The following is a 12,335-nucleotide window of genomic DNA, read 5'->3' on the forward strand; positions in this document are numbered from 1 at the left end:
TTTTACCATCGGGATATTGATTTAGGTTTACTCATCGATTTCACCGTTGATTTCGACAATTTCCCCGTTAGGGTATTCTTTTACCATTTTGCCATCTTTCATATACACGATAGCAGTATTAGCAATTTTAGCATCAATACGTGCCAAATCACCCGTTGTTGCTAAATACTTTTCTACAGATTTACGTTTCAATGCATTCATAATAGCATTTCTCTGCTTTTCTAATGGATTATCTTCGTTCGTCATTTTAATCCTCTCTCTCTATTTAGGATAATAAAACAAATGTATTAAAGAATAACGAGTTATATATAGTTCTTACTAATATTATATATATTTAATGAAATATAACCAGAATTATTATTCAGATAAACGTAGTATAATTGGGGAAGTATTTATCCTACTAATCTATCATTTTATATTTTAATTGTTTTCGTTTTTAAAAAACTTACATTATGAAAAAAATATTTAGTTTAAGACGAAAATTGATTTCTGGATTATAATACAGAAAAAACGGAGGTTTTGTGAATGAATCGATTTAAAGCGTTGTTTACGTTACTTAATGTTAGGAAGTCCATACCTTTTGTTATGGAATTCATGTCTAGTAAAGAGGTGAAAAAAAGCAAAAAAATGTTGATTGTTGGTTTTACAATCTTATATTGTATTTCTCCAATCGATATTATACCGGACTTCATTTTAGGATTAGGTATTCTCGATGATGTAGCTGTTGTGTCTTGGGCATTGAAATGGATGGTAAATTCTTCTCCAAAGTCTCTGAAAGACAAATATCAATTACAATAGAAAATAAAGAAAATTAATGAGATAGCATTTTTGCTATCTTTTTTTGTTATTCAAAAAAATGTTAGTGGGATTTTTAGAAAATTTTTAGAATTTATTATCAATATGTTTTACAGCATAAAACAAAAAGAACCAATAACCTCCCCTAGTAAGAGTTTTGAGGTTACTGGCTGAAAGAGAATGGCTGGATGGTTGATTGCTCTCATCAATTACTGTTCCCTGCTACTTAGAAATTATTACGATTAAAATAAAAAAAATGTCAAAAAATTTTTCTAGAGAATTGATAAAAAATTGGAATTTTGTATGCTGAAAACGTTTATACAACAAAATATATTGGAGGAAACCCCATGATTAATAACTTCGGACGTATTCAAACAGCTATGATTACACCATTTAATAAGAATTTACAAATTGATTTTAGTGAAGTGTCTCAATTAGTGGAACATTTAATTGCAACAGGTACCGACTCTATCGTAGTAGGAGGAACAACTGGAGAGTCCCCTACTCTTACGCATGAAGAAAAATTAATGTTATTTAACCATGTGAAGAATGTAGCAGGAGAAAGAGTATTAGTCATTGCAAACGTAGGCTCTAATAACACAAGAGATTCCATTACATTTGCAAAAGAAGTTGAAAACCAAGGAAAAGCTGATGGAATTATGTTAGTAAATCCTTATTACAACAAACCTTCTAAAGAGGGATTATATCAGCATTTTAAAGCCATTGCCGAAAGCACAAAACTTCCAATAATGTTATACAACATCCCAGGAAGAACGGCAGTGAATACACCAGCTGAAACTATCATTGAGTTAGCAAAAATCCCTAATATCGTAGCTGTAAAAGAATCTAGTGGTGATTTATCTCAAATCGCAACAATTATTGAGCATACCCCAAAAGATTTTTATGTGTACAGTGGAGATGACAACTTAACGCTTCCTATCCTAGCTTTAGGTGGATACGGTGTTGTGAGTGTAGCAAGTCATATTATAGGAAATGAAATGAGAAATATGATAGACGAATTCCTTGTTGGAAATACATATGAAGCAGCAAATTTACACAGAAAGATGCTACCTATTTTTGAAGGTATATTTTTCACAACAAATCCAGTACCAATCAAAGCGATACTAAGAGAATCTGGATTCAATGTAGGTTCTGTTCGTCTTCCATTAGTTGATATTTCTGTAGAAGAAGAACATAAAATTCAAAATCTTATGCAACAAATTCAATCTTTGCAAGCAAATAAATAAAATCATTACGTGAATATTATAAAATGATTCTTCCATCATCAAAACCTTGGTATTATGCCAAGGTTTTTTTATGTTTTACTTTTCGCTGTTTTCGTAAGGTTTGTCAGTATATAATTTAATTAAAATATTATTTGAGGTGATAGCAATGGCTACCAATACAACATTTAAAATAGATTTAGATACAGGAAATTTTATTGTGACGAGCATTGAAAATGTTTATGACTTCAATTTCCCAATTCCAAAGATAATAGAAAGTTACTACTTTGAAAGTGAATGGAATTTTGATAACGATTTAATCAAATTTCATATGGATAATAAAGATGCTTTCCATCATTTAGAAGACCAAATAAGCACCTTCCACAAGGTTGCAAATGCCGCTAAAAGTCATCACTTTTCAGTAATGAGATACGAAAGAATATGACATATTAATGAAATAGCTCTATCATTTGGGAACGTCAGCAAATAAGAGCAAAAAATATTTTTTTAAATTGAAACCGTTACCATTCAATTAAACATTGAGAAATTCTGAATTTGCTTTTTTATTATGGATTTAAAATCTAAAAAAAGTATTGAAACACACATTCTGAATTGGTATGATGTTTTTGTTGATTCAAAAGGCATAATACATACACTCTTTCGAACTAGGGGTAGCACAGCAGCTTAGGATGCTGTGTAAGAGCTCGAAATACATAATGTAACTGGCTGAAAAACTCATTTGGTTTGAGTTTATAAAAAGGTCCAGATACAACAACTAAAAAAACATACAAAAGGAGAATTTTTATGAAACTAATTGTTAAGAATATCGTTCAACGCACATTATTAAACTGTATCGAAGAAGGAATTATTGGTGTTGCCAAAATTGATTTTTACATGAATCAAATAGAACTCCGTAAATAGAGAGTAGAAATACTTTAATATATACATCCTGTCGTCATGATGGGGTGTTTTTGTATGAATTTTTGGTTTTAGAAGGACAACAAATATAGTAAGACATTTAGTAAAAAGGACTGATAAAATGAGCAAGCCATTTTGGAAATCTAACTATTTTTGGGTATTGATAGATGTATTAATGATAGCTATTTCCTTGTATTTATTATCACCTGCTATTCGTTCTATCACATATATATTCCATAATTTTTCTTCTTCGGAATTTCCAAATTACAATCCGAGTCCTAAGGAACTATGGGGTGTATTTGCTGTTATATTAGGATGCTCACTTCACATCATCGGAAGTATATTCTTCAAAAATAAACAAATAAACATCCATAAATAATTACGGATGTCTATGACTTCCCATCAAATTACATGCTACTCAAAAAAAGAGCCTAACTCATCTGGGCTCTTTTTTTGATAAAAAGTATACCTAATAATTATATGGAATTAAAATAATCTGCGCTACGTACCATTGGAGAACAATCATTTAAATTATCTAATAAGATTTCAAACACAAAGTCTTTATCTTCTATGTATGGTTTAATAGCAGCCCAATTAATACTACCCTTCCCTAACTCTCTTCCATCGTGCTCTTGACCAAAGCTATCCACGACATGAAGGTATTTTACAAAAGGAGCTGTTTTCTTTACGATATCCAGTAATTGCTCATTGTCCCCTTTTGTTGCGATATAGCTATGACTAATATCTAAATTTAAATCTAAGTTCAACGGTTTAATAACATGTTCCAATAAATATGGATTGGTGTGAGCGAATAGCCCCTCTATCGTATCTTCCCATAGAAAAACTTCTCTTCCGAATTCGAGAATTTTTTCGATTTCTTGTTTCATTTCTAATGTTTTTTCCAAAGTAAGGTGATTAGAGCTTTCCGTACCTGCATAATGACAATGGATAATACAACGAATATCTTCTTCTTTGCATAGCTGAGCTAACACACTAGAAGACCATTCATAATAGTTCTTAACTTCTTTATCTTCACTTAAAATATCAAGAATCTTTCCATTAACTCTGGTTGGGTGATGAAGAAATACCTTTATCCCCTTTTCTTTTAAAAAACGAACCTTTTTGCGTATATTTTCTATGTCCTTTAAAGAGTCTTCATCTAAGAAAAACTCTATGATTTCCGGATTATATTGCAATCTGTCTTGAATCGAAATATCACTAATATTACTTTTTAATCGATTTCTAACCATATGTACCCCTTCTTTCTTCTGTTAAACCTTTTCATTATAGCCGAATTTGAAATGAATAATCTGAAATTAGATATTTTTTTCTAAAAATTACTTATTTTTTTATTTCTTTTAAAGGAATCTATGAATCTATTATTGATTATGTTATATTGCATTAGAGTAAAAATTAAGAATACATATTTTAAAACAAAAACAAATTAGGAGGATGTAACATGTTTAATAATTTACTAGCAAAAATGGGCGTTGGCGGCGCAAAAGTTGACTTAGTGTTAGAAAGTAACCAATGGTCAATTGGAGAGACTATCCGAGGTCATGTAAATATACAAGGTGGAAGTGCAGAACAATTTATTAACAAGATTGATGTAGAGTTCAAAATGAAGTACACAACAGGAGAATTTGAATACATGAAATCACTCAATCTTATTCCTGTTGTTTTCAATACAACTATTGGTGTACGTGAACACAAACAGATTCCTTTTGAAACAGTGATTCCTTTAAACGTTCCGATTTCAAAATACAATGTTTCTTATTTTTTCCATACTCATTTAGATATTAGTGGTGCAGTAGATGCATATGATAATGATTACGTTCAAGTTATTCCTAATGCAGATATGGACAACGTATTCCATGCGTTGCACCAAATCGGATTCCATGAAAAACAAAGTTTTGGAAAATATGATGGAAACAAACAGGAGTTTGAATTCTATCCACCGCACAATTATTCAAACGTTGAAGAATTAGAAATCGTATTGGAAACTACACCAACGGGAATAAAGTTACAATTAGAATTAGATATGAAAGGTTATTATCGCGAAACAGAATTGAGACAGAGCATTTTTATTCCAACACAAGTATTACAAAATTATAATGAATTAAAATCATTGTTGGAATCCAAAATCAACGAAACGATTTCTCATTACTCTATGCAGCAAAATCATCACCAATCAACGCAGCATCAAACACATTATCAACCTGGTTCTCATCATGGTCATCCACAATATGGACATCAGGAGCATCATGGACATGGGAATCAGGAGCATTACGAACACCATGAACGCCACGAAAGTCATGGACATAACAATGGACATAGTAATTCTAATATGATGATGGGAGTCTTAGGGGGATTTGCTGCTGGTGTGATAGCAGATGAAATATTTGAGGAAATATTTGAGGACGATGACGAAGGCAATGACGATAATGAAGATTGATATGGAAAATGAATAAACGAATATAAACAGCATTGATAGCAAAAAAGCCACAAAGAATCACTTTCTTTGTGGCTTTTACTTTGTTGAATTTTAAAAACTTACTGTTCCTTACAGGTTTTTCTTTAAGTAGTTTCTGATTTTATCAATAGCCTCTTCGCTGCTATAGTGCATCTTGCTTTCCTCTACCAAAATCTCGCTAACATAAGCAATCGTCTTGTGATATTGCAACAGGATTTCTTCTGCTTCGGTTTTAACTTCTTTTTTTCTAATCTCTCTCACTAATTCAATATGCATAAATAGTCCCCCACTCTTCTCTCGTCATGAATCTCTTCTCTTTCATCTATTTTTATTTTAACCTACTATTTCTTTTTCGAAAATTGATACACATTACATATGATGAATTTCGGGCTTCTTTTGACATATAACACAGTGTATATATTACTAATTTTGTCTTTTGTATGACGAAACTTTATTTCTTTTGAAAAAATACGTGTTCATAACAAAGAAAAAGCAAAAAAAAGGAGAATATATGTAACGTCAGTCCAAACTATGCCAGCGCAACATTATCCGTCTCGTTGTTTTCTCTGATGAGACGTTTTTTTGATGTCGGTATAGTTTCTTCTCACGAAAATTAAATAATGGAAGGGAGAAAATGGTGTGAAATCCAGAAAAAATTTTAAAAAGATGATTTCACTACTGGCTTTATTATCCCCCGCCTTGCTTCTGGGTGGTTGTGATGTAAAATCAGGAGTCTTAAATCCACAAGGTCCTGTAGCCAGATTACAATTAGACCTTATTTCTTGGTCTACCTATTTTATGCTAGGCATTGTTGTAGTTATGTTTAGTTTGTTTACATTTATTGTTTGGAAGTATCGAGCAACACCAGAAAACGAAGGATATCAACCACCGGATGTTCACGGCAATTTATTATTAGAAATCATTTGGACTATTATTCCTGTTATTGTCATTGTCGTAATAACCATTCCAACAATTAAATCTATTTATCAATTAGAAGAAATACCGAAAGAATACAAACATGTAAAACCAATTACTATCAACGTTACTTCAGCAGAATGGAAATGGATTTTTAGTTATCCAGAACAAGGAATTGAAACGGTAAACTATGTAAACATTCCGAAAGGAACACCAATTAAGTTTCAATTAACATCAGTTGGAACAATGGGTTCTTTCTGGGTTCCAGAATTAGGCGGACAGAAATATACAATGCCTGGTCATAATATGGAACTTATTTTAGCAGCAGATAATCCTGGTTCTTATCTAGGACGTAATGCGAACTTTAATGGCGAAGGATTTTCTCAAATGACATTTGAAGTTCTATCCCAAACTCAAAAAGATTTTGATAAATGGGTAAAAGATGTGAAAAGAACTGCACCAGAGCTAACAAAGAAAAAATATGACACGATTTTAGAACATGGTTCTGTAGGTCGTATGACATTCAACGGAACTCACTTAAAATGGGTAAAACCATCTCATCATCATGGAGAGAAAACAGATACTAAATTAGACAAAAAACAAGAAGAACATTCTCATCATGATATGGAAAACATGGACCATATGAATATGGATGACATGGAACATATGGATGGAATGGAACACGAAGGTCATTCAAATCATCACTAATATAAATAGAAAAGGAGTGAAATTCATTGAAGCTAGATGAATTTTTCGTTACAGGAGACCCCATTATTTATGGGGCAGATGCCTCCATCGCATTAGCGACTATCGGTATCATATTTGTTTTAACTTATTTTAAAAAATGGAAATGGCTTTGGACGGAATGGCTAACAACAGTAGACCATAAAAGAATAGGTATTATGTATATAGCTGCTGCTGTGTTGATGTTATTCCGTGGCGGCGTGGACGCATTAATGATGCGTGCCCAATTAACGTTCCCTAATATGCATTTTCTAAATCCAGAGCATTACAATGGAGTTTTTACAACACACGGAACGATTATGATTTTATTTATGGCAATGCCATTCTTAATGGGTCTTATTAATATTGCCATTCCGCTCATGATTGGAGCAAGAGATGTTGCTTATCCATTACTAAATGCTTTTAGTTTTTGGTTATTCTTTGTAGGAGCGATGTTATTTAACATTGCATTCGTTATTGGAGGTTCTCCTGATGCGGGTTGGACGATGTACTTCCCTTACGCAGGAACGGAATTTACTCCGGGCGTTGGAAATAACTTTTATGCAATTGCACTGCAAATTGCCGGTATAGGTACCTTAATGACCGGTATTAACTTCTTAGTTACTATCTTAAAAATGAGAGCACCTGGCATGACGTTAATGAAAATGCCAATGTTCGTTTGGTCTGTAGTAGCTATGTGTATCATCATTATCTTTGCATTCCCTGTATTAACGGTTGCATTAGGTTTAATGACATTTGATAGATTATTCGGAGCCCATTTCTTCACGTTGGCTGCTGGCGGTATGCCAATGCTTTGGAGCAACTTGTTCTGGATTTGGGGACATCCTGAAGTATATATCGTTGTACTTCCTGCTTTCGGTATTTATTCAGAAATCATTGGTACCTTCTCTCGTAAACGTTTATTTGGATACGGTTCAATGGTATTCTCAATGTTATCAATTGCGTTTTTAAGTTACTTCACTTGGGTTCACCACTTCTTTACAATGGGGAATACACCAGCAGTTAACTCATTCTTCTCGATTTCAACTATGTTAATTGCAATTCCTACAGGAGTGAAGTTATTTAACTGGTTATTGACGATGTATAAAGGAAGAATTGAATTTCCGCCGGCAATGCTTTGGTCATTAGCATTTATTCCAACCTTTGTTATTGGTGGGGTAACAGGCGTTATGCTTGCAATGGCTTCTGCGGATTATCAATATCACAATAGCTATTTCTTAATTGCTCACTTCCATTACACATTAATTCCAGGTGTCGGTTTTGCATTATTTGCAGGCTTACATTATTGGTATCCAAAAATGTTTGGACATATGTTAAATGAGAAATTAGGTAGAATTGAATTCTGGTTATGGATGATTGGATTCAATGTATGCTTTATCCCACAATTCCTTTTAGGATTAATGGGAATGACTCGTCGTATGAATACATATCAAGAAGGTCTTGGCTGGACTGGATTAAACCAAATCTCTACAGTCGGAGCAGTAATGATGGGTATCGGTTTCCTTGTACTTGGATACAACATTTATTGGAGTGCTCGTTACGGAAAACGCGATACAACGGGAGACCCTTGGAATGGTCGCACATTAGAGTGGTCAACACCAACACCTATCCCACATTATAACTTTGCACAAATTCCTGTTGTGAAAAGTGTAGATGCGTTCTGGGAAATGAAGAAAAATAACGAATCTACATTTAATGAAGATGATGTAAAACCTATTCATATGCCAAGTAACTCAGCAATGCCTATCCTTACATCAGTTGCATTTGGTATCGCTGGATTTGCAGCAGTATTCTCTTGGTGGTGGTTAGCGATTATTGGTTTAGTAGGAATCTTTGCTGGCTTAGCCTATCGTTCTCTTGATACTGATGAAGGATATTATGTAAGTAAAGAAGAGATTATTCGCACAGAGCGTGCAGCTAGAGGTGATAAATAATGGCTAGTCATTTAGATACATCATTACCATTAGAGTATCAATCAGAACAAAGCAGATTAAATATTTTAGGTTTCTGGATTTTCTTAGGAGCAGAGATAGCGTTATTCGCTACTCTCTTCGCTACCTATTTTGTATTACAAGGAAAAACAGCAGGCGGTCCTGAACAAATGGACTTATTTAAAATAAAAGATGTATTAATCGAAACACTATTATTACTAATTAGTAGTTTTACATGTGGGGTTGCTATCTTCCATATGAGAAACAATAACAAAAAAGGGTTAATTACTTGGTTAATCATTACACTGTTATTAGGTGCTGGATTTATATATTTCGAAGTTAGTGAGTTTATGCATTATGTATCTCATGAAAATGCAACACTTCAAACAAGTGCCTTTCTATCCGCATTCTTCGTTTTGCTTGGAACACATGGAGCTCACGTAAGTCTGGGTATTGCTTGGGCAAGTTTATTAATATACCAATTATTCCGAAGTGGATTAACACCAGTTACAGCAAGAAAAGTATTCATTATAAGTTTATATTGGCACTTCCTTGATGTTGTTTGGATATTCATCTTCACATTTGTATACTTAGCAGGGTTGGTGAATTAAATGGAACAGAATCATAAAAAATATCCAATCGGTCACATTGTAGGCTTAATATTATCATTGGTCATGACATTTTTAGCAATCGGAGTAGCTTTAATGTCTCCCCTTTCTAAAACAGTTATTATGACCATTATCGGTTCTCTGGCTTTCTTACAAGCAGGCATGCAGCTATTTATGTTCATGCATGTAAACGAAAGCGAAAATAACAAGGTTCAAGTTGGAAATATGATTTACAGCTTAATAATTGCTTTAACTATTATTGTCGGTTCTATTTGGGTAATGCATGGTTAATTAAAAATAAACATATAGAACAATAAAGGCAGCGAGATAATAATCTCACTGCCTTTTTCATTTCGAATAATTTCAAATCAAATTTCTTCTAAATATTTATGATGTTTTCATCAATTTCAGGAATTCCCTCTTCGAAAATTTTCAATGAACGTGTTAAACAATTCAACTCATATATCTCCATAATCGCTTCAGGTCCGATTTTCTCTGGATAAGTAAGTGCAATAGCATTCTTGAAAAAATTCGGGTCGTGTTCTTTACCTTCCTTGCATTTGGAAGTTGTTAATGAATCAGTAGATACTTTGATAACATATAGTTTGTTTGCAACTCTCATTTGTTTAATCTTATCAGGGTCTTTTTCATCTCGAATGGCACTAACACGCAATGTATTGGAAAATGTAATTACATCTTCTAATGTAGTCGTAAAATATATTAATCCATCAATTAACGAAGGAATTAAGCCGTTTTTTAAAATAGACTCCACATGTTGTGGCTTAGTTATATGAAAAATATGTTCGGGCTTTTTTAACATGTATTTTATACCTCCTATATGTTGATTAGTTGCTCTATTGTATGTTACTAAATATAACCCTAAAAGGTTAAGAAGTATACAACTCCTTATCCTATTTTACCTTAAATGGCATTTAAAGAAATACAATTAAAAAAGGTAACGCTAAAAATTACCTTTTCATGAAATTAGGATAAATTACCTTACTACATTGCCAATCTCAATAATCTCTTCTATCTCAAATGTCCCCTTTTCGTTAGATGTGCTTTCAACAATAACATCCCATACCTTTTTCCCGTCAGTTACTCTCCATGTATTATCCGAATTTACACCTTTTCCAGAAGTAGGTTCTTTTAGAATTTTTAATTCTTCTTTTGTAAGTTCATGTACATTTTCCAATACAAATTGTTTTTCTTGGTCATGAAGTCTGTCTACCTCGTTCGCTACGAAAATTCCAAAAACAAGTAATAAGCTAGCCATTATAATGCCAAATATAGTTAACACTTTCTTTTCTTTTTTGCTAAACATAAATGCCTCCATACTATGAAAACAGCTTTAAAATAATGCAATTTAATAAATTTCTAACGCATTATTATCATTAACAATAATTATTAGCAAGTAATTTACATAAATTTAAAACAAAGTGATAAGTGTTTTTAATGAATCTCCATCAAATAGTCTTTCTATTTCTTCAACATTTTTGTATGTTAAAATAACTTTTTCCGTAATTTCCTTTTTTAATTGTTGAATTATGTTAGTATCCCATTGTAATCTTTTTTATGAATTCGAGGTGTTTTAAGTGGACTTTTTAATAATTTTAATATTATTCTTTTCCATGATTTTGGTAAACTTATTTTCTCCCATAATACTCAAACAAAAATACAGATTGATATCAATTGCAATTACGGTGTTTACGTTAATTGGAATATCTCCTATTATGTTATTCATAATATTCAAAGGAGACCCTGAATCAGATATGTATGGTTATGTATTTATGTCTTATTTAACTTATCCTGTGATATTTGCGTTAGCAATTATTAATATCATAATGATTGTGAAACAAAAAAAGAAAAAAGGATAAAGCGTTCATTTTATAAATACTTATTCTAAAGAATCCCTTTTTTTAGAAATTTGAGGTGTTTAAAATGAACAGCTATATGTTGCCCGATTTAATAGTCTTATTAATGATTGTATTATTCTTCGCTTTAGCGATTTTGGTAAACTTCGTTTCTCCCATGATACTTAAACAAAAATACAGATGGTTATCCATAGCAATTGCGGCTGGTACGATATTTTGTTTTATAAATCCTATATACAGCTGGATAATCAGTCCAGGACATGATGTTCCAGGGAATTGGCATTGGTTACTTATAGGTTTAGTGAGTTCTCCCCCTTTGTTAGTTTCGTTATCATTATCAACTATTAATGCCATAATGATTTTGAAACAAAAATAAAAAAGGATACAGAATTCATTTTATAAGTTTTTTAATACTTATTCTAAAATATGAAAAAAAGCATTCAAATTTTATTTTTGAATGCTTTTATTTTTCTCTTTTTTATCATATCGTTTATTTAAAAAATAAAAGATAAGAAAACTTATAATGCACAAAGGTATAAAACAAAAAAACATATAGAGAAAGGTCATTAATCCACTCGTACCGCTTCCACTTGATGGCGGATTGGTAAAGTTATCAAACATCCATATAATAAAACCAGTCACTGATGGAACCATAAGAGAATTTAATAAAGTCCAAAAAAAACATTTACCTTGAGAATGTTGTTTAGCAAATATTTTATTTTGTAGAAAAACACCTAAAATTAGTACAGGAAGATAAAAAATAAGTACGGAAGTCAGGGCTGTCATGATTAGAACCCACCTTTCTTTTGAAATTATTCCCACTGTATCATAAATACAAATGAATTTACCAAAAA

General features: G+C 32.2%; 14 protein-coding genes. 8 read left to right on the forward strand and 6 right to left on the reverse strand.

The genetic code is table 11. The features are described from left to right. Window positions 1-27: 27 nt before the first annotated feature. Window positions 28-246, reverse strand: coding sequence for a hypothetical protein (locus PDL00_RS06275; RefSeq protein ID WP_270727602.1), 219 nt, complete (start codon window positions 244-246; stop codon window positions 28-30). Between the two features lie 279 nt (window positions 247-525). Between PDL00_RS06275 and PDL00_RS06280 the strand changes: the two genes are divergently transcribed. The 3 genes from PDL00_RS06280 to PDL00_RS06290 all read left to right on the forward strand — a co-directional run bounded on the left by PDL00_RS06280 (window position 526) and on the right by PDL00_RS06290 (window position 2,463). Further along, a complete protein-coding gene (locus PDL00_RS06280) occupies window positions 526-798 on the forward strand; it encodes a YkvA family protein (protein ID WP_270727605.1) in 273 nt (90 codons plus the stop codon). Between the two features lie 344 nt (window positions 799-1,142). Further along, complete coding sequence (dapA, locus tag PDL00_RS06285) at window positions 1,143-2,042, forward strand: 4-hydroxy-tetrahydrodipicolinate synthase (protein ID WP_270727609.1); 900 nt, start codon at window positions 1,143-1,145, stop codon at window positions 2,040-2,042. A gap of 145 nt (window positions 2,043-2,187) precedes the next feature. After that, window positions 2,188-2,463: a hypothetical protein gene (locus PDL00_RS06290; protein ID WP_270727612.1), complete on the forward strand. Its 276-nt coding sequence runs from the start codon at window positions 2,188-2,190 to the stop codon at window positions 2,461-2,463. Between the two features lie 949 nt (window positions 2,464-3,412). On the opposite strand, the gene PDL00_RS06295 is transcribed toward PDL00_RS06290, so the two are convergent. Then, on the reverse strand, window positions 3,413-4,186 hold the full coding sequence (locus PDL00_RS06295) for a sugar phosphate isomerase/epimerase (protein ID WP_270727615.1): 774 nt from the start codon (window positions 4,184-4,186) through the stop codon (window positions 3,413-3,415). Window positions 4,187-4,395: 209 nt separating this feature from the next. Here PDL00_RS06295 and PDL00_RS06300 point away from each other — a divergent pair, with 209 nt between their 5' ends. Next, the gene (locus PDL00_RS06300; RefSeq protein ID WP_270727617.1) at window positions 4,396-5,391 is read left to right on the forward strand and encodes a sporulation protein; all 996 of its coding nucleotides are present in this window, start codon (window positions 4,396-4,398) and stop codon (window positions 5,389-5,391) included. Window positions 5,392-5,499: 108 nt separating this feature from the next. On the opposite strand, the gene PDL00_RS06305 is transcribed toward PDL00_RS06300, so the two are convergent. Further along, complete coding sequence (locus PDL00_RS06305) at window positions 5,500-5,685, reverse strand: hypothetical protein (RefSeq protein ID WP_270727619.1); 186 nt, start codon at window positions 5,683-5,685, stop codon at window positions 5,500-5,502. Window positions 5,686-6,048: 363 nt separating this feature from the next. On the opposite strand from PDL00_RS06305, the gene qoxA reads away from it, so the two are divergent. From qoxA to qoxD, 4 genes are read left to right on the forward strand one after another with little or no spacing between them, the layout of a single operon-like run. Continuing rightward, window positions 6,049-7,032, forward strand: coding sequence for a cytochrome aa3 quinol oxidase subunit II (qoxA, locus tag PDL00_RS06310; RefSeq protein ID WP_270727621.1), 984 nt, complete (start codon window positions 6,049-6,051; stop codon window positions 7,030-7,032). A gap of 26 nt (window positions 7,033-7,058) precedes the next feature. Further along, window positions 7,059-9,002: a cytochrome aa3 quinol oxidase subunit I gene (gene qoxB, locus PDL00_RS06315; protein WP_270727624.1), complete on the forward strand. Its 1,944-nt coding sequence runs from the start codon at window positions 7,059-7,061 to the stop codon at window positions 9,000-9,002. Continuing rightward, window positions 9,002-9,610: a cytochrome aa3 quinol oxidase subunit III gene (qoxC, locus tag PDL00_RS06320; protein ID WP_270727627.1), complete on the forward strand. Its 609-nt coding sequence runs from the start codon at window positions 9,002-9,004 to the stop codon at window positions 9,608-9,610. Before qoxB ends, qoxC begins: the two co-directional genes overlap by 1 nt. After that, window positions 9,611-9,898, forward strand: coding sequence for a cytochrome aa3 quinol oxidase subunit IV (qoxD, locus tag PDL00_RS06325; protein WP_270727630.1), 288 nt, complete (start codon window positions 9,611-9,613; stop codon window positions 9,896-9,898). Between the two features lie 88 nt (window positions 9,899-9,986). Here the strand turns inward: qoxD and PDL00_RS06330 are convergent, their stop codons facing one another. From PDL00_RS06330 to PDL00_RS06340, 3 genes are all read right to left on the reverse strand, one after another. Then, window positions 9,987-10,427, reverse strand: a complete 441-nt coding sequence (locus PDL00_RS06330; protein WP_270727634.1) for a hypothetical protein — start codon at window positions 10,425-10,427, stop codon at window positions 9,987-9,989. A 174-nt stretch (window positions 10,428-10,601) separates the two neighbouring features. Next, complete coding sequence (locus PDL00_RS06335; protein WP_270727635.1) at window positions 10,602-10,931, reverse strand: hypothetical protein; 330 nt, start codon at window positions 10,929-10,931, stop codon at window positions 10,602-10,604. A gap of 997 nt (window positions 10,932-11,928) precedes the next feature. Next, window positions 11,929-12,267, reverse strand: coding sequence for a hypothetical protein (locus tag PDL00_RS06340; RefSeq protein WP_270727638.1), 339 nt, complete (start codon window positions 12,265-12,267; stop codon window positions 11,929-11,931). Between the last annotated feature and the right edge of the window lie 68 nt (window positions 12,268-12,335).

It is taken from the genome of Bacillus cereus group sp. TH152-1LC (assembly GCF_027710505.1).
GTDB classification, from domain to species: domain Bacteria; phylum Bacillota; class Bacilli; order Bacillales; family Bacillaceae_G; genus Bacillus_A; species Bacillus_A mobilis.